Below are 20,096 nucleotides of genomic sequence, written 5' to 3'. Positions count from 1 at the left end.
TCGGTCACCCGCTCAGGGTCGCAGCGCGGCTGCCGTGGATCGGGCAGGCACGCCGGACGGGCGCGCGGCCGGGTGAATCACCCGGCCCGCGGGGCGTGCCTACTTCGACTGGTCGCCGGGGGTGATGAAGCGCGTCTCGTCCCCGGCCCCGTCGCCGTCCCGGCGGGCCTGGGCATCGTCGGCGGAGCCGCCCTCGACCGGCGCGACCGGGGTCCCCGACGGCGGCGTGTGCGCCGACGACGAGACCTCCGTGGCCGGGTCGCTGCCGCTGTACCAGCCACCCGGGGCGGGCTCGGACTTCGGGTCGGCACCGGGAGCGGCGATCGACGTGGTGACGTCGGAGGAGCCGGACCCGTCCGCGGGACCGGCCGGCGCGTAGCCCGCGCCGTACCCCGCCGCGGCGGGGTACCCGGCGGCCTGGCCGTACCCGGAGGGCTGCTGGCCGTAGCCACTCCCCGGCTGCTGACCGTACCCCGGCTGCCCGTACCCGGGCTGTGCGCCGTAGCCCGGCTGCCCGTACCCCGGCTGCCCGTACCCGGGCTGGGCGCCGTAGCCCCCGTAGCCGGGCTGCGGCTGCCCGTAGCCCTGCTGGCCGTACCCACCCTGGCCGTAGCCCTGCCCGTAGCCACCCGGGGCGCTCGGTCGCGGCGCCGGTGGCTTGATGATGCCGACGTCCATGAGCAGTGCACCGGCGGCCAGCGCGAGGGCCACGAAGGCGAGCACGAGGCTCACGACACCGATCGTGCTGGGCCCGCCCCCGAGCTCCGCGCCCGCGGTGGCGCCCTGCAGCAGCTGAAGCGTGCCCACGAGGAGCAGCAGGACCCCGGGCAGCAGCACCCGACCGACCCGGGGGAGCACCGCCGAGCCGACGAGCAGGCCCCCGCCGATGATCAACGCGCCGATCATCGAGGTCGTGATGAAGGAACCGCTGTCGAAGAAGCCGAGCACGTAGATCACGAGGGCCAGGGCGGCGGCCCCGAGTGCGAGCAGTCGTGCGGGTCCCGGCGTGAGCTGGGGACTCGTACTGGTGGCGGCCGAGGTCGACTCGGGCTGCTGGGTCATCGTGAAGTGCTCCCTCCGTGCGGACTCCCGCGGTCCGGCGTACGGGCGTGCAGAACGCTAGTCCATCACGTCCGGGCGCCCTCCCGGGCGGCGTTCGGGGCAACGCCGACCGGCGCAGCGGCGACCCGTGCCGGACGCGGCCGTGGACGCGCCGCCGAGCGCTGCCCACGCCACCTCGCCGCCGTTGCGGGGCGGCGGGCCGGCGTGGGCGGCACCTCGGACGGGCCGGGACCCGCGACTACAGGCCGGAGACGATCTCCCGCATGAGATCGGCCGTCTCACTGGGGGTCTTGCCGACCTTGACCCCGGCGGCCTCCAGCGCCTCCTTCTTGGCCTGCGCGGTGCCGGCCGAGCCGGAGACGATGGCGCCGGCGTGCCCCATCGTCTTGCCCTCGGGCGCGGTGAACCCGGCGACGTAGCCGACGACCGGCTTGGTCACGTTGGCCTTGATGAAGTCCGCGGCCCGCTCCTCCGCGTCGCCGCCGATCTCGCCGATCATCACGATCGCGGCGGTCTCGGGGTCGGCCTCGAAGGCCTCGAGGGCGTCGATGTGCGTGGTGCCGATGACCGGGTCGCCGCCGATGCCGATGGCGGTGGAGAAGCCGATCTCGCGCAGCTCGAACATCATCTGGTAGGTCAGCGTGCCCGACTTGGACACCAGGCCGATCTTGCCGGCGCCCGCGATGTCGGACGGGATGATGCCGGCGTTGGACTTCCCGGGGGAGATGATGCCGGGGCAGTTCGGGCCGATGATGCGCGTCTTGTTGCCCGTAGCCACCGCGTGCGCCCAGAAGTGGGCGGAGTCGTGCACGGGCACGCCCTCGGTGATGATCACCAGCAGCGGGATCTCGGCGTCGATCGCCTCGATCACGGCGTCCTTGGTGAACTTCGGCGGGACGAAGGCGACGCTGACGTCGGCGCCGGTCTCCTTCATCGCCTCCTCGACGGTGCCGAACACCGGGAGGGTCTTCCCGCCGATCTCGACCGTCGTGCCGGCCTTGCGCGCGTTCACGCCGCCGACGATGTTCGTGCCCGCCGCCAGCATCTTGGTGGAATGCTTGGTGCCCTCACCACCGGTGATGCCCTGCACGATGACCTTGCTGTTCTCGTTCAGGAAGATCGACATGTCTCAGGCCCCCGCCGCTGCGAGCTCGGCGGCCTTGTCGGCCGCATTGTCCATCGTGTCCACCTGGGTGACCAGGGGGTGGTTGGCGTCGTCGAGGATCTTGCGACCCTCGACGACGTTGTTTCCGTCCAGCCGGACGACGAGCGGCTTTGTCGCCGAGTCGCCCAGGATCTTCAGTGCCTCGACGATGCCGTTGGCCACCGCGTCGCAGGCGGTGATGCCGCCGAAGACGTTGACGAAGACGCTCTTGACGTCCTCGTCACCCAGGATGACGTCGAGACCGTCGGCCATCACCTGCGCCGACGCGCCGCCGCCGATGTCCAGGAAGTTGGCGGGCTTGACGCCGCCGTGCTTCTCGCCCGCGTAGGCGACGACGTCGAGGGTGCTCATGACCAGGCCCGCGCCGTTGCCGATGATGCCGACCTGGCCGTCGTCGAGCTTGACGTAGTTGAGACCCTTGGCCTTCGCCTTGGCCTCGAGCGGGTTCTCGGTGCGCTCGTCGACCAGCGCCGCGTGCTCCGGGTGCCGGAAGCCCGCGTTCTCGTCGAGGGTGACCTTGCCGTCGAGCGCGATGACCTTGTCCTGCGGGTCACGCACCAGCGGGTTGACCTCGACGAGGGTGGCGTCCTCGGAGACGAAGGTCTCCCAGAGCTTGACGATGACGTCGGCGGCCTCCTCGGCGACCTCGGCCGGGTACTTCGCGGCCGCGACGATCTCGGCGGCCTTCGCGCGGTCGACGCCCGCGATCGCGTCGATCGGGATGCGCGCCAGCGCCTCGGGGCGCTCCACCGCGAGCTGCTCGATCTCCATGCCGCCCTCGGCACTGGCCATCGCCAGGAAGGTGCGGTTGGACCGGTCGAGCAGGAAGGAGAAGTAGTACTCCTCCGCGATGTCGCTGGCCGTGGTCACGAGCACGCGGTGCACCGTGTGACCCTTGATGTCCAGGCCGAGGATGTCGGTGGCCTTCTCGGCCGCCTCGTCCGGGGTCTTCGCCAGCTTGACGCCGCCGGCCTTGCCCCGGCCCCCCGTCTTGACCTGCGCCTTGACCACGACCGCGGTGCCGAGCTCGGCGGCGACCGCCTTCGCGTCCTCGACCGTCTCGACGGTCCGGCCCGGCAGCACCGGGACACCGTGGGCGGCGAAGAGGTCCTTCGCCTGGTACTCGTAGAGATCCATGGCTCTCCCTGCTCTGAACGTCACGGCGCTGTGCGTGCGGGCCTCGGCGCCCGCCCAACCGCTGCTGGGGCGACCCTAGCGACGACGGCCGCACATGCCCTGACCTGCCCCGGTGACCGCTGTCACGCCCGGTCCCACCCGGTCGGCGGCCCCGCCCGTGACGACGGAGGTGTCGCACATTGGCGCAGCGTCGCGCCGCCTGGTCGCCTACCGTCGTCCCCATGGCGCTGGTCCGCGCGGGACTGCACCGCCTGGCCACGGTCGCCGGAGCGGTGGCATCCACCATGACCGAGGTCGGTCGCGCGGGCGCCTACACCGCACGGACCTTCGGCAGCCCGGCCGGCCTGCGGGGCATCGCCGTCGAATGGGCGTGGCTGGCCGCGCACATGGCCGTGTACCCGGCGGGCCTGCTGCGCGAGCAGTTGGTGGAGTCGGGCGACGGGTACCGCACCGACCCGCTGCCCCCCGAGCGCCGCAGCCTCGTCGTCACCGATGTGGAGGCCGCGGGCATCCCGATCCTGCTCGTACACGGGATCATGGACAACCGCTCGGTGTTCACCGTGTTCCGCCGCGCTCTGCGCCGGCGCGGGTTCGGCACCGTGCACGCGGTGAACTACAGCCTGTTCACCGGCGATGTCCGCACCGCCGCGCACGAGCTGCGCACCCACGTCGAGCGGTTGCGGGAACGCACCGGCGCCGACCGCGTGCACATCGTGGGGCACTCGCTCGGGGGCATGATCGCCCGCTACTACGTGCAGCGGCTCGGCGGCTCCGAGACCGTCGACACGCTGGCGACCCTGGGCAGCCCCCACTCGGGAACGCTCAGCGCGTACCTGATGCCCACCGCGCTGGCCGCACAGCTGCGCCCGGGGTCGGAGCTGCTCGAGGAGCTCACGCTGCCGGTCCCCGGGTGCCCGACCCGCTTCCTGGTGGTGTGGAGCCGGATGGACCAGATGATCGTGCCCCAGCGCAACGCCCGGCTCGTGCATCCCGATCTGCACGTCGAGCAGTACGAGCTACGTGACGTCGGTCACCTTTCGCTGCCGATCGACCCCCGGTCGGTGCACTGGGTGGTCAGCGCCCTCGCCCGATCGGATCACCGCCGCCACCCGTTCCGTCGAGGTCAGCCCGCGGGGGCTCCGGGATCGAGCGCGTTCGGCCGGCGATCCTCGCCCGCCTCCTGACCCCGGCCGACCCACCGGCGACACGCCGCGACCGGATTTGCCGACGCAGCGTGACCACCGCTACGTTTCCCCGGTCCGAGTCACGGACCGGTCACGACACGGTGGAATCCCCAGCCCACCACGACCGGCTCGCGGGCACCTTCACTGACCAGAACCGTCGAGAAGGGCAGGTCGTGGCGCGCCACCGCTCCCCAAGCGGCGCACCGGGCCACCCCGCCGACGTGACCGTGCCGCTGGGCGTGGTCGCGCCCGGGGTGCACCGGCTCCCTGCGCCTCCCGCCGCGTCGGTTCGTGGCCGGGTGACCGTCGCCGCCGTCGCGACCGGAGCCGTGGTCGCGGCCGGTCAGTCCGCCGCCTCGCCGCTCACCGAGCGGCCCGACCTGCCGCCCGTCACGCTGAGCGCACTCGCGCCGGTGGCCGAGGTGAGCACGACGTCGTTCGCCGTCGACGCGATCGGTGGCGACCAGCTCCTGCCCCGCGCGCTCACCGCGGTCGATCTCGACCCCGAGTCGCAGCTCGACATCCAGAACCTCACCAAGGCCGTCGAGATCGGCCAGGAGCTCGCCCGGCGCGACGCCATCCTGGCCTCGGCGCTCGCCTTCGGCGCGCCGCAGGCCAACCTGGTCGGGGACCGGGCGTTCGTGCAGCCCACCATCGGGCGGTTCACGTCCGGGTTCGGTGCTCGATGGGGACGCTCCCACAACGGCATCGACATCGCCGGCCCCATCGGCACCCCGATCTACGCGGTGACCGACGGCGTGGTGGAGCAGGCCGGTGCCGCGTCCGGCTTCGGACTCGTCGTGAAGATCCGCCACCCGGACGGCACGATGAGCGTGTACGGGCACGTGAACCAGATGTTCGTCGAGGTCGGCGACGAGGTCGGCGCGGGCGAGCAGATCGCCGAGATCGGCAACCGGGGCCAGTCCACCGGCCCGCACCTGCACTTCGAGATCCACGACGCGGGCGACAGCCCGTTGAACCCCCGGCCCTGGCTCCAGGAACACGGCATCGACGGCTGGTAGCCGCGCTACCGCCGCCCGCGGGCCAGCGCGCGAAGATCAGCCTCCAGCGGCCACGGCCGCTCCAGCGCCAGCACGCCGTCGACACTGGTGGCGTACTCGCGGTAGGCGCCGTCGACCAGCTCGTACGCCGACGCCTCCAGCGTGTCGATCCCGCGGTGCAGGTCGACCCGCAGGTAGAAACGGACACCTGCCTCGGCGTAGTCGGCGTGCTTGACCACCACGTCCTGCCGGAAGTTGCCGGGCGACGTGACCTCGACGAGCAGCAGGACGTCCGGTATCTGAACCTTGAGAACATCCAACCCGGCCCGGATGACGACGGCATCCGGCGCGCGGATGTGGTCCTGCCAGAGCCGGACGTTCACTCCTGGCAGGGATTCCCAGTGTGGGTCGGGACAGGTGGCTGCGAACAAGGCGGTCAACGCGAACGACAGCCGCGCATGCGGAATGGACGACAGCGGGGTCACGAGAAGCGACCCGTCGACCAGCTCGACGTGCGCGGGCATGTCGGGAAGCGCGAAGTAGTCGTCCTCGGTCCACGGACCGCCGTGCGCGAACAGGGACTCGTAGGTCGTCTCGACGGACATCCGCAACCTCCCGGGCTCAGTGTCACACGGCCTTTGACGGAATCCGAGAACCTGCGGTTCCACCCGGATCAGAGCTTCTGCATCGGCACCCCGCCGATGAGCATGAGCCGCACGGTGCCTGCGCTGCCGAAGTCGATGGTGACCGTGGCGCGCACGCCGGCCCCGTCGGAGGCGACCACCGTGCCCAGGCCGTACTTGTCGTGGTTGACGCGGTCGCCCACGTCCAGGCTCAGCGAGGGGGCCAGCGCGGCCTTCGGGACGTTCCAGTTGCCGCGGTCGGTGGCGCCTGCCCGGCGACCGAAGCCGACGCGGCCCACCGGGGCGGAGCGCTCGGGCTCCGCGCGACGCCAGTCCACGAGCGACTCGGGCACCTCGGCGAGGAAGCGTGACGCCGGGTTGGCGTTGGGCTGCCCGAACGACGAGCGGATCATCGCGCGGGACAGGTAGAGCCGCTGCTGCGCGCGCGTGATGCCGACGTAGGCCAGCCGCCGCTCCTCGGCCAGCTCGGTCGGATCGCCCAGCGCCCGCATGTGCGGGAACACGCCGTCCTCCCAGCCGGTGAGGAACACGACCGGGAACTCCAGGCCCTTGGCCGTGTGCAGCGTCATCAGCGTGACGAGACCGGAGTCGTCGTCGGGGATGGAGTCGGCGTCGGCGACCAGCGCGACGCGCTCCAGGAACGCCGCGAGCGACCCCGGTGCGGGGACGCCAGGCTCGGGCAGGCCCGTGTCGAACTCCGGGGCGACCGCCGCGTCCGCCACCGCCGCGTCGCCCGCGAACTCACGCGCCACCGTGACCAGCTCGGCGAGGTTGTCCCGCCGGGTGCCGTCCTGGGTGTCCTCGCTGGCCTCCAGCTCGTCGGTGTAGCCGGTCTTCGCGTAGACGGCCTCCAGCAGCTCCGCGGTGCCCTCGCCCCGCTCCACCAGCTCGGCGAGGTCGTCGAGGATGCCGACGAACGCCGCGATGCACCGCCGCGAGCGCGTGACCAGGCCCGGGATCTGCTCAGGTCGCTCGGCGGCGATCCGCAGGGCCGCGTTGAAGGAGATGCGCTCGCGGTCGGCGTAGGACGCGACGAGCTCCTCGGCGCGGTCGCCGATGCCGCGCTTGGGGACGTTGAGGATGCGGCGCAGGCTGACCGTGTCCTCGGGGTTGGACAGCACCCGCAGGTACGCCAGCGCGTCGCGCACCTCCTTGCGCTCGTAGAACCGCAGCCCGCCGACGACCTTGTAGGGCAGCCCGACCCGCACGAACACGTCCTCGAAGGGCCGCGACTGGGAGTTGGTGCGGTAGAAGACGGCCACGTCGGAGCGCCGGTACTCCCCGGTGTCGCAGAGCCGGTCGATCTCGGCCGCGACGAACGCGGCCTCGTCGTGCTCGTTGTCGGCGACGTAGCCGACGATCTTCTCCCCGTCGCCCTGCTCGGACCACAGCCGCTTGTCGCGGCGGTCGGGGTTGCGCGCGATCACCGTGTTGGCCGCGGTGAGGATCGACTGTGTGGACCGGTAGTTCTGCTCCAGCAGGATCGTGCGAGCGTCCGGGAAGTCCTTCTCGAACTCCACGATGTTGCGGATGTTGGCGCCGCGGAACGCGTAGATCGACTGGTCGGAGTCACCCACCACGCACAGCTCCGCGCCCTCCCCCGCCCGCCCCGCAGCACCCGGGACCGCCGGCGCGACCAGCTCGCGGACCAGCACGTACTGCGCGTGGTTGGTGTCCTGGTACTCGTCGACGAGCACGTGCCGGAAGCGGCGCCGGTAGTACTCCGCGACGGCGGGCAGCCGCTGCAGCAGCGCCACCGTCTCCATGATCAGGTCGTCGAAGTCGAACGCGTTGGCCGTGCGCAGCCGGGCCTGGTAGACGCCGTAGACCTCGGCGACCCTGCGCTCGTGGTCGTTCGTGGCGCGCTCGGCGGCGTCGGCCGGGGCGAGCAGCTCGTTCTTGAGGTTGGAGATCTGCGCGGCGACGGCGCGCGCGGCGTACCTCTTCGGGTCGAGCTCCAGGTCACGCGTGACGAGCCCGACGAGGCGGCGCGTGTCGTCGGCGTCGTAGACGGAGAACGCCGAGCGCACGCCCAGGTGCTGGGCCTCGCGGCGCAGGATCCGCACGCACATCGAGTGGAAGGTGGACACCCACATCGCGTTCGCGCGGCGCCCGACCAGCCCGTCGACCCGCTCCTTCATCTCGGCCGCGGCCTTGTTGGTGAAGGTGATCGACATGATCTCGCCGGGGTGCACGTCGCGCTCGGCGAGCAGCCAGCCGATGCGGTGGCTGAGCACGCGCGTCTTGCCCGATCCGGCCCCCGCCACGATGAGCAAGGGCGAACCGGCGTGCACCACCGCGTCACGCTGGCGCGGGTTGAGCCCCTCCAGCAGCGCCGCACCCCGGGCGGTGCGGGGGGTCGACACGGTCTGGGCAGGCAGTTCGAACAAGGCGCTCATCGTGTTCGAAGGTTACCGCCGCCCCCTGACACCTCCGGTTGTGGCACACTTCCCGCGTGCGATCGCAGAGCTGGCGATTTTTCTACGGGTACCGGATCCCGGTGCCCGTGGCGGCCCAGCGCTGACCAACCCACGAGCCCCGGTGTCCAGAGCGACCCGGGGCTCTCTCCTGTCACGGGTTCGGGCACCGTCGATGAGGAGGAGACCGTGACCGTGAGCACCCCGAACACCCTGCCGAACGGAAACGGGCCCGACCAGAACGGGCCCGACGACGACATCCCGGCCGAGGACGAGATCCAGGAGCTGCGCGTCGAGATCGACCATCTCGACGCGGAGATACTGCGGCTGGTCAAGCGTCGCAGCGAGGTCTCCCAGCGCATCGGCCGCGCCCGGATGGCGGCGGGCGGCCCGCGGATCGTCTACAACCGCGAGATGGCCGTGCTCGCGCGGTTCCGCGAGCTCGGCGCCGAGGGCCGCGAGTTGGGCATGCTCCTGCTCCGGCTGGGCCGGGGACGGCTCGGCGGTCGCTGATCCCGTCCGGGCGTCGCCCCGCGGATCGTGGCACTCTGGAACCCATGGATGTCGTCGGGATCGTGGCTTTCCTCGTGGCGCTGCTCGGGCTGCTCGCCGCGCTCGGGCACGTCGGGTACCTGGCCATGCTGAACAGCGCGGCCCGCAAGCGCGGGGCCGTCGGCGCCACCACGGCGCAGTACGTCAACGGCCGGTGGAAGCTGGCCGGTGGCACCGCGGCCGTCGCCGCGTTCGCCCTGCTGCTCACGACCGGCGGCCTCCCGCTCGACATCCTCGGGATCCTGCTCGGAGGAGGCGCGGGGTTCGCGGCGAAGCAGGCCCTCGACGGCACGCGCGCACAGTTCCGCGGCCAGATCTGATCCGACCTGGTCGTCGCTTCGCCGTTCGAACGAACGCCCGTCGCAGCCACCGGTTCTCCAGCTGATCCGAACGAGTGATCCTGTGCATCGCACGGGGTCGGTGCAGCGGGCGATGGTCGCATCCGGTAGACAGAGCGCGACTCGTTCACTCCAAGGGAGGATGCTGCGCGTGGCTCAGCTGCTGTCCGATCGCGACGCGTCGCCCGGCGTCGTCACCGTCGCCGATCTCCTGAGTCGCTACGCGTCCGAGCCGCCTGCCGACCCCGCGCCCGCCACCGCACCCGTCTCGGTGCACAGCCTGCTGCGGCGGGAGGGCCGCGCGCCGCAGGCTGCCGAGCCTCCGGTGCCGGCCGGGTCGGACCGGCAGCCCGGCCTCCCCGACGACGAGCGCGCGGCGCCGGTCCGCCGGGGCACGGCACTGCGCCGCAGCGCGCTCGCCGCCGGGGTGCTGCTCGCCGCCGGATCGGTGTTCGGGGCCGGTACCGTCCTCCAGAACTCCGCGACCCCGGCCGGTGACGCCCCTGCGCAGCAGGGCGGCCTTCCCGGGCAGGGGCGCCCGGGTCCCGAGCAGGTCCCGGCCGGCGCCGTCCCCACCGTCGTCGACAACACCGCGCAGAGCGACGCGCTCGATCCGGGCGCCGCAGCACCGACGTCGTGGATGGCCACGGCCTTCCCGGACAGCCCCGGCGGAGCGGGCGACGGCCCGTCGGGTTCCGCGGTGCCGGGCACCTCGCCCCCGGCCGGCTCGGGCACGCCCCAGGGCTCCGCGGCGCCGCTCGCCGGCGGGGCGGACGACCGCCGCGACTCGGGTGACCAGAGGCCCGTCGAGCAGGACAGCGGATCCGGCCGCGACGACCAGAGCGGGAACGACCAGAGCGGGAACGACCAGGGCGGCGGCTCCGCGACGGAGGAGCAGGCGGGCGGTGGGATCGTCGGCGGTACGGTCGAGACCGTCGGCGGCGCGCTTCCCGACCCGCTGTCCGACCCGGTGCGGTCGCTCGGCCGCACCGTCTCCGGCCTGCTCTGAGCCGAGCTACACCAACCGGCGGTCCGAGCCCAGCGCGACAGCTCGTAGCGGCCACGCCGCCCGCGAGCTACACCAACCGGCGGTCCGACGCCCAGCGGGACAGCTCGTAGCGGTTGGACAGCTGGGTCTTGCGCAGCACGCTCGACACGTGCGTCTCCACCGTCTTGACCGAGATGAACAGCTCCCCCGCGATCTCCTTGTAGGCGTAGCCCCGGGCCAGCAGCCGCAGCACGTCCCGCTCGCGGCGGGTGAGCAGGTCCAGCTCCGGGTCCCCCGGCGGGGACGCGCCGGGCTTGTCGGAGAACACGTCGAGCACGAACCCGGCCAGCCGCGGGGAGAAGACCGCGTCCCCGCCGTGCACGCGGCGCACCGCGTCGGCCAGCTCCCGTCCCGAGATCGTCTTGGTGACGTAGCCGCGCGCGCCCGCCCGGATCACGGCGATGACGTCCTCGGCGGCATCGGACACCGACAGTGCGAGGAACACCAGGTCGGGGAGCTCGGGACGGAGCTTGCGCAGCACCTCGGCCCCGCCCCCGTCGGGCATGTGGACGTCGAGCAGCACGACGTCGGGGCCCAGGTGCCGGATCGCGGCCACGGCCTCGTCGACCGAGCCCGCCTCGCCCACCACCGTCACGTCGGGCACGTTGCGCTCCAGCTCGGCGCGGACACCGGAGCGGAACAGGGCGTGGTCGTCGACGAGGAACACGGAGATCGTGCCGGGTTCGGTATCGCTCATGACGTGGTCGCTTCCTGACGGGTGGGGACGGCCAGGTGCACCTCGGTGCCCTCGCCGGGGGTGCTGCGCAGCCGCACGGTACCGCCGTGGCGGGCCATCCGGGCGTGCACGGAGTCGGCCAGGCCGTGCCGATCCGCAGGGACGTCGGCGGGGTCGAAGCCCCGGCCGCGGTCGCGGACGAACAGGTTGACCTCGTCGTCCTCGACCTCGCAGAACACCGACACCTCCTCGACGCCGGCGTGCTTGGCCGCGTTGACCATCGCCTCGCGCCCGGCCAGTACGAGCGCACGCAGGCCGTCGTCGAGCGTGCGGTCACCGCCGACGACGACCGGCTTGACCGTCACCGCGTAGGTGTCCTCCACCTCCGCGGCGGTGGCGGCGAGCGCGTCGGCCAGCCCCTCCTCCACGGTAGGTCTGCCGTAGCCGCCCGCGCCGTAGAGCCAGGTTCGCAGCTCGCGCTCCTGGCTGCGGGCGAGGCGCTGCACCTCGCGCGGCTGGTCGGACTGGCGCTGGATCAGGGCGAGGGTCTGCAGCACCGAGTCGTGCAGGTGCGCGGCGATCTCGGCGCGCTCGGCGTCCACGATGCGCTCACGGCGCTCCTCGGTGAGCTCGCGGACCAGCCGCACCCACCACGGCACCGTCAGCACCCCGACGCCGAGGAGGGTGGCCAGCACCGCGAGCAGCGCGAACTGCACCTGCCCGAGCTGCAGGTTGCCGACGAGGAACACCGTGATCCCGGCGGCGACGAACAGCGCCCCGGCCAGCGTCCGCAGGACGGCGGTCCATCCACCGGCCGCGGTGCCGGTGCGGGTCCAGCGGCGGCGCTGCCCCTCGTCGGCCTCGCGCCAGACCACCGCGGCACCGATGGCCGCGACGCCCAGCGGCCCCACGATCCAGCCGACGGCGTCGTTGCCCAGCGCGGCCGCGGTCAGGGCGGCGGCGACAGCCAGCGCGGCCACGCCCAGCCCCTGCTGGCGTTCCCGGGGGGAGGTGCGGCGCGGGACGTCGCGCCCCTCCGGCCGCACGAAGATCCAGAGCAGGGCGTAGGCGACGGCCCCGGTCCAGAACAGCACGGCCAGCACCAGGAACGCGATCCGCACCCACAGCACCGAGATGCCGAGGTGGTCGGCCACCCCGCCGGCGACGCCCGCGACCAGGCGGCCGCTGCGGCGGCGCGCGAGCGGCGCGGTGGGGATGGAAGGCGTGGTCACCCGACCATCGTCACACGCGATCGCGATGCCGACATCGGGGGAAACTCGGGGGCACCCCGGGGTCATCCCTCATGGCCGGGGACATCCTCCGACGCCACTCTGGACGCCATGGACCGGACAGAGGTGCGCGGCACGCTCCGCGAGATGTGGGACACGCGGCCTGCGCGGCCGCGGGACGGACGGAAGGTCGGCGGTGTGGCGCTCGCGATCGCGCGCCGCTACGACATCGACCCGGTGCTCGTGCGCGTGGCGTTCGCCGTCACCGCGTTCTACGGGGTCGGGCTGCTGCTCTACCTCGTCGGCGTGGTGGTGCTGCCCGATGCGGGCGACGCACCGGGTGGGCGCCGCGGCCCGGGCGTTCCCGCCCTGGTGGGGCTGGCCGTGCTGGGCCTGCTCGGCGCCGGCCTGTTCTTCGGGTCCGACGGCGGGCTGCTGCTCGGTCTCGTCGCGCTGGGGCTGCTGTTCCTGCTGCACCGCAGCCGGGGTTCGGTCGTTCCGGCACCCGATCCGGCTCCCGCCGTGGCGCCCGCCGTGGCGCCCGCCGTCTCGCTGGTGAAGGGCGAGCAGGAGCCTCCGTCGTGGGACCCGCTGGGCGCCGCTCCGTTCGCGTGGGACCTGCCCGACCCCGGCCAGGCGCCACCGCCGCCCCCGCCGCGCCGGCTGCCCGTCACCGCGGTGACGCTGGCGCTGGCCCTGCTCGCGGGCGGAGTCACGGCACTGCTGCTGCTCGCGACCGGGGTGTTCTCGCCGTCGAGCGTGCCGATCCTGCTCGGTGTGGTGCTTGCCGTGCTCGGGGCGGGGCTGCTGGTCGGATCGTTCCTGCACGCCGGGCGCGGGCTCGTCCCGTTCGCGGTGGTCGTCGGGCTGCTGACCTGGGGCGCCGTCGCGGCGCCGCTGGAGACCTGGCCACCGGGCGATGTCGGGGACGTCCGGTTCGCCCCCGCGACGGTGACCGGCCTGGATCCCCGCTACGAGCACGGGGCCGGGGACTTCACCCTCGACCTGCGCGGGCTGGACCTCGACGGCACCGCGCCCGTCACGACGTCGGTCGAGGTGGGCGTCGGAGACGTGCGGGTCCTGGTGCCCGCCGACGCTGACGTCACGTTCACCGGCACCGCCGGGCTCGGGGAGGTCCGCTTCGACGGGCAGGGGACCGACGGACCGGGGGCCGAGCTCACCCGCGTCGACGACCTCGGCGCCGACGGGATCCGTTCCGGACGGCCGCTGGAGGTCGCCGTCACGACCGGGGCGGGGGACGTGGAGGTGCTCCGTGGCTGAACCGGTGATCCGCCGCCGCCCGGACCTGGTGACCCTGGTCACCGGTGTGCTGGCCCTGCTGATGTCGGTGGCCGCGTTCGTCGACTGGCTGCCGGCGATCGACGTGCGCTGGGTGCTGGCCGCCGGAGCGGCGCTGCTGGGCCTGACCCTGCTGGTGAGCAGCCTGCGCGGCAGGCGGACATGAGCTGACCATCGGTCACCGGTGCTGGGGAGCGCCGGTGACCGGCTCGGGCCGTGCTGGGGAGCGACGGCCACCGGGGGCATCCCTCGCACCGGGCGACCGGTGCGAGGGATGCCCTCCCTGCGTTCAGGCCACCGGCACGGGCCCGATCCCCGCGGCGTCCAGGATCGCCGGGACCCCGCGCTCGAACCCCACCGCCATCACGTGCACCCCCGCGACGCCCGGCATCTCGCGCAGCGCGGCCACCGTCTCCGCGCACGCCGCCATGCCCTCCTCGGCCACCCGCTCCGCCGCGACGCCCCGCAGCCGACGTTCGAGTTCCGGGGGGACGACGACTCCGGGGATGCCGGCCATGAAGTCCAGCGCGCGCAGCGACCGGACCGGGCCGACGCCGGCGAGGATCCCGCACCGGGTGTCGAGTCCGAGATCGCGCACGCGCCGCATCCAGGCGGCGAACGCGCCGACGTCGAACACGAACTGCGTCTGGACGAACTCCGCGCCGTCGGCGACCTTCTGCGCCAGCCGCTCGGGGGTGCCCGCCCCGGCGTCGACGGCGCCGAGCAGGAACCGCGGCCGGGGCTCGACCGCACGCCCCGACAGCAGCACGCCGTCGTCGCGCAGGGCCCGGGCCGCCGCCATCAGGGACCCCGAGGTCAGGTCGAACACGGCGGTGGCGTCGGGATGATCGCCGCGTTCTGGCCGGTCCCCGGTCATCAGCAGCAGGTTGGGCACCCCGAGCGCGCCCGCGGAGAGCAGGTCGGACTGCAGTGCGATCCGGTTCCGGTCCCGGCAGGTCATCTGCATGATCGGCTCCAGGCCCGCCGCCTGCGCCAGCGCGCTGCCCGCGAGGCTGCCCACCCGGACCTGCGCGCCCTGGTTGTCGGTGACGTTCGCGGCGTCGACCCGGCCGCGCAGCACGGCGGCCGCCGCCCGGACCGCGCCGGGATCGGCCCCGCGCGGTGGCCCGATCTCCGCGGTGACGGCGAACCGCCCGCTGCGCAGGGCGCCGGCGAGCCGACCCGGGATCTCGACGGGCAGGTTCACAGGCGAGGACACCGCCCCATCCTGCCGCGAGTCGGGCCCCCCGTGCGCGCGAGTCGGGCCCTCCGTGCGCGCGAGTCAGGCCCTACGTGCGGGTCACTCCCACTCGATGGTGCCCGGCGGCTTGCTCGTGACGTCGAGAACGACGCGGTTGACCTCGGCCACTTCGTTGGTGATCCGGGTCGAGATCCGTTCCAGCACGTCGTAGGGCAGGCGGGTCCAGTCGGCGGTCATGGCGTCCTCGCTCGACACCGGCCGCAGCACGACCGGATGCCCGTAGGTGCGGCCGTCGCCCTGCACCCCGACACTGCGGACGTCGGCGAGCAGCACCACCGGGCACTGCCAGATCTCGCCGTCCAGCCCGGCCGCGGTGAGCTCCTCGCGGGCGATCGCGTCGGCGGCGCGCAGCGTCTCCAGCCGGTCGAAGGTGACCTCACCGATGATCCGGATACCCAGACCCGGCCCCGGGAACGGCTGCCGTCCGACGATCGTCTCCGGCAGCCCCAGCTCCGCACCGACGCGGCGGACCTCGTCCTTGAACAGCGCGCGCAGCGGTTCCACCAGCGCGAACTCGATGTCGTCGGGTAGCCCGCCGACGTTGTGGTGGCTCTTGATGGTGGCCGTACCCGACCCGCCGCCGCTCTCCACCACGTCGGGGTAGAGGGTGCCCTGCACGAGGAAGCCCACGTGCTCGTCCTGCGCCACGGCGGCCGTGGCCGCCTCGAACACCCGGATGAACTCCCGGCCGATGGTCTTGCGCTTGGCCTCCGGGTCGGTGACCCCGGCCAGCGCGGCGAGGAACCGGTCGGCGACGTGCTCGGTGTGCAGCCTGGCCCCGGTGGCGGCGACGAAGTCGCGCTCCACCTGCTCGCGCTCGCCGCTGCGCAGCAGCCCGTGGTCGACGAACACGCAGGTCAGCCGGTCGCCGATGGCCCGCTGCACGAGGGCCGCAGCCACCGCGGAGTCCACGCCGCCGGACAGCCCGCAGATCGCTCGGCCCTCGCCCACCTGTGCGCGCACCGCGGCCACCGTGTCGTCGATGATCGAGGAGGTGGTCCATCCGGGGGCGATCCCGGCGACGTCGCGCAGGAACCGGCGCAGCACCTCCTGGCCGTGCGGCGAGTGGCCCACCTCGGGGTGGTACTGGACCCCGGCCAGGCGGCGATCGACGTCCTCGAACGCCGCCACCGCCGCCCGCTCGCTCGACGCAGTGACGGTGAAGCCCTCCGGCGCACGCACCACCGAGTCGCCGTGGCTCATCCACACCGGGTGCCGGGCGGGCAGCCCGCCGTGCAGGGCGCCGGGCTCGGTGACCGTCAGCTCGGTGCGCCCGTACTCGCGCGTGCCGTCGGGCGCCACCTCCCCGCCGAGGGCCCGGGCCATGGCCTGGAAGCCGTAGCAGAGCCCGAGCACGGGGATCCCGGCCGTGAACAGCTCGGGGTCGACGGCGGGCGCCCCGTCGGCGTACACGCTCGACGGCCCACCGGACAGGATCACCGCGGCCGGCTTGCGTGCCACGATCTCCTCGACGGAGGCATCCCCGGGGACGATCTCGGAGTACACCTGCGCCTCGCGCACCCGGCGGGCGATCAGTTGCGCGTACTGGGCGCCGTAGTCGACGACGAGGACGGTGGGTGGCTGCACCGGGCCAGCCTAACGACCGCTCGACCCGTGCTCCGAACGCTGTGCGATCCACCGCGCCACCTGACGCACCTACTCCCCGAACAGCTCGGGTGCCCTGTCCAGGGCAATCTCGACCTTGCCGTAGTCGATGTCGAGATGGGCGTGCACGAGCGCGTTGCGCGTGCCGGCAGCCGGAGAAGACGCTCGCGGTCGAAGGGACCCATACCGTCGAGGTCGTCGAGAAGCTGCCGGATCCCCCGGATCTTCGCACGCAGCGAACGCCAATCGAGTTCACGGGTCATCGGGCCAGCAGTTCCAGGTCCAGTCGGCGCATCGGATCGGTCTCGATCCGCTCGGCGATCGCGGCGACCTGAGCAGCCGCGACCGCGCCGGGGACGCTCTCGAACAGCACCAGCGAGCCGACCAGCGCCCGCTCCCGGATCTCCCCGCGCGGCACTGCCGAACACGGTGAGGACCCGCACGTGGTGACGCCGGCAGAACGCGTCGAGGCTGCCGTCGGCCGCGGCGTCCCGCAGCCGTCGGAGTGCCTCGGCGGGGCTGGTCACCCCGCCATCGCCATCGTCGCACGGGTCACGGTGTCGTCCACGCGCAACACAGGTGGCACCGGAGGCGCGGGCTGGACCGTTCTCCGCCGGCGAGGGCGACGGTGGTGACGGCGACGGGTCAGCCGCGGACGGTCAGCCCCACCCGCTGGAACTCCTTGAGGTCCGAGTAGCCCGTCTTCGCCATCGCCCGGCGCAGCGCCCCGAACAGGTTCACCGCCCCGTAGGGCGCCGACGCGGGCCCGAACAGCACCTGCTCGAGGTTGCGGTCGCCGGTGCCGAAGCCGCTGACGTCCGAGCGCGGCAGCGACGGGTGCGCCACCGACGACGTCCAGTACAGCCCCTGCCCCGGCGAGTCCGACGCCTCGGCCAGCTGCTCGCCGAGCATCACGGCGTCGGCACCGCACGCGATGGCCTTGGCCAGGTCGCCGGATCCGGTCATGCCACCGTCGGCGATGACGTGGACGTAGCGGCCGCCGGTCTCGTCGAGGTAGTCGCGCCGGGCCGCGGCGGCGTCGACGATCGCGGTGGCCATCGGCACGCCGATGCCCAGCACCTCGTCGGTGGTGGTGGCGCTGGACTCCCCGTAGCCGACGATCACCCCGGCCGCGCCGGTGCGCATCAGGTGCATCGCGGTGCGGTAGTCGCCCACCCCGCCTGCGACGACCGGCACGTCGAGGGAGGCGATGAACTCCTTGAGGTTGAGCGGCTCGCCGCCGGACACGTGCTCGGCGGAGATGATCGTGCCCTGCACGACCAGGATCTCGACGCCGGCCCCGAGCAGGTCGGGGGTGAGCTCCCTCGCGCGCTGGGGGGACACGCGCGCGGCCACGGTGACGCCCGCCTCGCGCACCGCGCGCAGTGCCTCGGACAGCAGCGCCGGCTGGATCGGTGCGGCGTGCAGCTCCTGGAGCACGCGGACGGCGGCGGTCGGGTCGTCGGACTCCGCCGCGTCGCGCACCCGGGCGAGCGCGCCCTCGGCGTCGGCGTGCCGGGCCCACAGCCCCTCGGCGTTGAGCACCGCCAGACCGCCGAGCTTGCCGACCGCGACCGCGCTGGCCGGGGACACCACCGCGTCGGTCGGGTGGGTGATGAGCGGGATCTCGAAGCGGTACGCGTCGAGCTGCCAGGCGGTGGACACCTCCTGCGAGCTGCGCGTCCGCCGGGACGGCACGATCTCGACCTGGCTCAGGTCGTAGCTGCGGCGGGCCTCCCGGCCCATCCCGATCTCCACGAGGTCGCGCACGTGGAGAGCGTAGAGACCTCGTCGGTCCCTACCCGCCCCGGGCCCTAGCGAGCCGCGTAGTTGGGCGCCTCGACCGTCATCGTGATGTCGTGCGGATGGCTCTCCTTGAGCCCCGCCGCGGTGATCCGCACCAGCTGCGCCTGCTGCAGCGCCGCGATCGTCTGCGCGCCCGCGTAGCCCATGCCCGAGCGCAGCCCGCCGGTGAGCTGGTGCACCACCTGCGCAAGCGGCCCGCGGAACGGGATGCGGCCCTCGATGCCCTCGGGCACCAGCTTGTCCTCGCTGAGCACGTCGTCCTGGGCGTAGCGGTCCTTCGAGTACGACTTCGAGCCCTCGCGCGAGGCCATCGCCCCGAGCGAGCCCATGCCACGGTAGGTCTTGTACTGCTTGCCACCGTGCAGGACGAGGTCACCGGGCGACTCGGCGGTCCCGGCGAGCAGGCTGCCCAGCATCACGGTGGAGGCGCCTGCCGCGATCGCCTTCGAGATGTCGCCGGAGTACTGGATGCCGCCGTCGCCGATCACCGGGACCCCGGACGCGGCGCAGGCCAGCGACGCCTCGTAGATCGCGGTGATCTGCGGCGCCCCGACCCCCGCGACGACGCGCGTGGTGCAGATGGAACCCGGCCCGACCCCGACCTTCACCGCGTCGGCCCCGGCCTCGACGAGCGCCGCGGCCCCCGCCCGGGTGGCGACGTTGCCGCCGACGACGTCGACGTCACCGACCTCGGCGCGCAGCTTGGCCACCATCTCCAGCACGCGCCGCGAGTGGCCGTGGGCGGTGTCGACCATCAGCACGTCGACGCCGGCCTCGACCAGCAGCATCGCGCGCTTGTACGAGTCCTCGCCGACGCCCACCGCGGCAGCCACGACCAGCCGCCCGTCGGGGTCCTTCGTGGCCAGCGGGTACTTCTCGGTCTTGTTGAAGTCCTTGATCGTGATGAGCCCGCGCAGGATGCCGTCGTTGTCGATGATCGGCAGCTTCTCCAGCTTGTGCCGGCGCAGCAGGCCCAGGGCCGCCTCCGCGGACACGCCGTGGCGCGCGGTGATCAGCGGCGCGTGCGTCATCACCTCGTGGACGGGACGGCTGTGGTCCATCTCGAACCGCATGTCGCGGTTGGTGATGATGCCGACGAGCCGCCCGCCCCCGTCGGTGACCGGAACGCCGGAGATGCGGAACTTGGCACACAGCGCGTCGACGTCGGCGAGGGTGGCGTCCGGCGCACAGGTGACGGGATCGGTGACCATCCCCGCCTCGGACCGCTTCACGACCTCCACCTGCGCGGCCTGCTGCTCGGCCGAGAGGTTGCGGTGCAGGGTGCCCAGCCCGCCCGCGCGGGCCATCGCGATCGCCATCCGCGACTCGGTGACGGTGTCCATCGGCGAGGACACCAGCGGCACCTTCAGCCGGACCCGGCGCGTCACCTGCGTTGCCGTGTCGACGGCACCGGGCACGACGTCGGACTCGGCCGGCAGCAGCAGCACGTCGTCGAACGTCAGGCCCAGCATCGCGAACTTGGCTGGCAGTCCGGGCGTCTCGCTCGTCATCCGGGCCCTCTCCTCGGCGACGTCAGTCGCGGTCGGCGACACACGGCCGCCCCGATCCGACCATCGTATCCACGCTCCCGGTCCGTGGGGCGCCGGTCACGCGAGGGGAATCCCACAACGGGCCGCGTACGCCTCACCCACGCGGCGCGGCCGCCGCGCTC

19 protein-coding genes are annotated in these 20,096 nt (G+C 73.2%); 7 read left to right on the top strand and 12 right to left on the bottom strand.

The features are described 5' to 3' along the window. Positions 1 to 99: 99 nt before the first annotated feature. The 3 genes from Q1K26_RS23905 to sucC all read right to left on the bottom strand — a co-directional run bounded on the left by Q1K26_RS23905 (position 100) and on the right by sucC (position 3,364). Positions 100 to 1,062, bottom strand: coding sequence for a DUF5336 domain-containing protein (locus tag Q1K26_RS23905; RefSeq protein WP_300017318.1), 963 nt, complete (start codon positions 1,060 to 1,062; stop codon positions 100 to 102). Between the two features lie 238 nt (positions 1,063 to 1,300). Further along, positions 1,301 to 2,188 (bottom strand): succinate--CoA ligase subunit alpha, encoded by an 888-nt coding sequence (sucD, locus tag Q1K26_RS23900; RefSeq protein ID WP_300017315.1) that lies wholly within the window; start codon positions 2,186 to 2,188, stop codon positions 1,301 to 1,303. Between the two features lie 3 nt (positions 2,189 to 2,191). Next, complete coding sequence (sucC, locus tag Q1K26_RS23895) at positions 2,192 to 3,364, bottom strand: ADP-forming succinate--CoA ligase subunit beta (protein ID WP_300017312.1); 1,173 nt, start codon at positions 3,362 to 3,364, stop codon at positions 2,192 to 2,194. Positions 3,365 to 3,585: 221 nt separating this feature from the next. Here sucC and Q1K26_RS23890 point away from each other — a divergent pair, with 221 nt between their 5' ends. Both Q1K26_RS23890 and Q1K26_RS23885 read left to right on the top strand, forming a co-directional pair. After that, on the top strand, positions 3,586 to 4,548 hold the full coding sequence (locus tag Q1K26_RS23890) for an alpha/beta fold hydrolase (protein ID WP_300017310.1): 963 nt from the start codon (positions 3,586 to 3,588) through the stop codon (positions 4,546 to 4,548). Between the two features lie 221 nt (positions 4,549 to 4,769). Beyond that, positions 4,770 to 5,570: a M23 family metallopeptidase gene (locus tag Q1K26_RS23885; protein ID WP_300017307.1), complete on the top strand. Its 801-nt coding sequence runs from the start codon at positions 4,770 to 4,772 to the stop codon at positions 5,568 to 5,570. A 5-nt stretch (positions 5,571 to 5,575) separates the two neighbouring features. On the opposite strand, the gene Q1K26_RS23880 is transcribed toward Q1K26_RS23885, so the two are convergent. After that, positions 5,576 to 6,154 (bottom strand): Uma2 family endonuclease, encoded by a 579-nt coding sequence (locus Q1K26_RS23880; protein ID WP_300017304.1) that lies wholly within the window; start codon positions 6,152 to 6,154, stop codon positions 5,576 to 5,578. Positions 6,155 to 6,222: 68 nt separating this feature from the next. Continuing rightward, a complete protein-coding gene (pcrA, locus tag Q1K26_RS23875; RefSeq protein WP_300017300.1) occupies positions 6,223 to 8,592 on the bottom strand; it encodes a DNA helicase PcrA in 2,370 nt (789 codons plus the stop codon). Between the two features lie 276 nt (positions 8,593 to 8,868). Between pcrA and Q1K26_RS23870 the strand changes: the two genes are divergently transcribed. From Q1K26_RS23870 to Q1K26_RS23860, 3 genes are all read left to right on the top strand, one after another. Further along, positions 8,869 to 9,123 (top strand): chorismate mutase, encoded by a 255-nt coding sequence (locus Q1K26_RS23870; RefSeq protein ID WP_300017360.1) that lies wholly within the window; start codon positions 8,869 to 8,871, stop codon positions 9,121 to 9,123. Between the two features lie 44 nt (positions 9,124 to 9,167). After that, a complete protein-coding gene (locus tag Q1K26_RS23865; RefSeq protein WP_300017297.1) occupies positions 9,168 to 9,482 on the top strand; it encodes a hypothetical protein in 315 nt (104 codons plus the stop codon). A gap of 169 nt (positions 9,483 to 9,651) precedes the next feature. Next, positions 9,652 to 10,509: a hypothetical protein gene (locus Q1K26_RS23860; RefSeq protein WP_300017294.1), complete on the top strand. Its 858-nt coding sequence runs from the start codon at positions 9,652 to 9,654 to the stop codon at positions 10,507 to 10,509. Positions 10,510 to 10,576: 67 nt separating this feature from the next. Here Q1K26_RS23860 and Q1K26_RS23855 read toward each other — a convergent pair whose 3' ends face one another. Both Q1K26_RS23855 and Q1K26_RS23850 read right to left on the bottom strand, forming a co-directional pair. Then, on the bottom strand, positions 10,577 to 11,245 hold the full coding sequence (locus Q1K26_RS23855; protein WP_300017291.1) for a response regulator transcription factor: 669 nt from the start codon (positions 11,243 to 11,245) through the stop codon (positions 10,577 to 10,579). After that, positions 11,242 to 12,456: an ATP-binding protein gene (locus Q1K26_RS23850; RefSeq protein WP_300017288.1), complete on the bottom strand. Its 1,215-nt coding sequence runs from the start codon at positions 12,454 to 12,456 to the stop codon at positions 11,242 to 11,244. The genes Q1K26_RS23855 and Q1K26_RS23850 overlap by 4 nt, the downstream gene beginning before the upstream one ends. A 108-nt stretch (positions 12,457 to 12,564) precedes the next feature. On the opposite strand from Q1K26_RS23850, the gene Q1K26_RS23845 reads away from it, so the two are divergent. Together Q1K26_RS23845 and Q1K26_RS23840 are read left to right on the top strand one after the other, a co-directional pair. Continuing rightward, on the top strand, positions 12,565 to 13,734 hold the full coding sequence (locus Q1K26_RS23845; RefSeq protein ID WP_300017285.1) for a PspC domain-containing protein: 1,170 nt from the start codon (positions 12,565 to 12,567) through the stop codon (positions 13,732 to 13,734). Further along, entirely contained in the window at positions 13,727 to 13,918 is a 192-nt protein-coding gene (locus tag Q1K26_RS23840) for a hypothetical protein (protein ID WP_300017282.1), read from the top strand. Before Q1K26_RS23845 ends, Q1K26_RS23840 begins: the two co-directional genes overlap by 8 nt. Positions 13,919 to 14,041: 123 nt before the next feature. On the opposite strand, the gene Q1K26_RS23835 is transcribed toward Q1K26_RS23840, so the two are convergent. The 5 genes from Q1K26_RS23835 to guaB all read right to left on the bottom strand — a co-directional run bounded on the left by Q1K26_RS23835 (position 14,042) and on the right by guaB (position 19,935). Next, complete coding sequence (locus Q1K26_RS23835; RefSeq protein WP_300017279.1) at positions 14,042 to 14,971, bottom strand: methylenetetrahydrofolate reductase; 930 nt, start codon at positions 14,969 to 14,971, stop codon at positions 14,042 to 14,044. Between the two features lie 81 nt (positions 14,972 to 15,052). Continuing rightward, entirely contained in the window at positions 15,053 to 16,600 is a 1,548-nt protein-coding gene (guaA, locus tag Q1K26_RS23830) for a glutamine-hydrolyzing GMP synthase (RefSeq protein WP_300017276.1), read from the bottom strand. Between the two features lie 277 nt (positions 16,601 to 16,877). Further along, the gene (locus Q1K26_RS23825; RefSeq protein ID WP_300017273.1) at positions 16,878 to 17,036 is read right to left on the bottom strand and encodes a hypothetical protein; all 159 of its coding nucleotides are present in this window, start codon (positions 17,034 to 17,036) and stop codon (positions 16,878 to 16,880) included. A gap of 227 nt (positions 17,037 to 17,263) precedes the next feature. Further along, positions 17,264 to 18,388 (bottom strand): GuaB3 family IMP dehydrogenase-related protein, encoded by a 1,125-nt coding sequence (locus tag Q1K26_RS23820; protein WP_300017270.1) that lies wholly within the window; start codon positions 18,386 to 18,388, stop codon positions 17,264 to 17,266. A 44-nt stretch (positions 18,389 to 18,432) separates the two neighbouring features. Continuing rightward, positions 18,433 to 19,935 (bottom strand): IMP dehydrogenase, encoded by a 1,503-nt coding sequence (gene guaB, locus Q1K26_RS23815; protein ID WP_300017267.1) that lies wholly within the window; start codon positions 19,933 to 19,935, stop codon positions 18,433 to 18,435. Between the last annotated feature and the right edge of the window lie 161 nt (positions 19,936 to 20,096).

Source organism: Pseudonocardia sp. (assembly GCF_029263155.1).
Classification (GTDB): Bacteria; Actinomycetota; Actinomycetes; order Mycobacteriales; family Pseudonocardiaceae; genus Pseudonocardia.
This window is presented reverse-complemented; position numbering and strand designations above follow the sequence as displayed.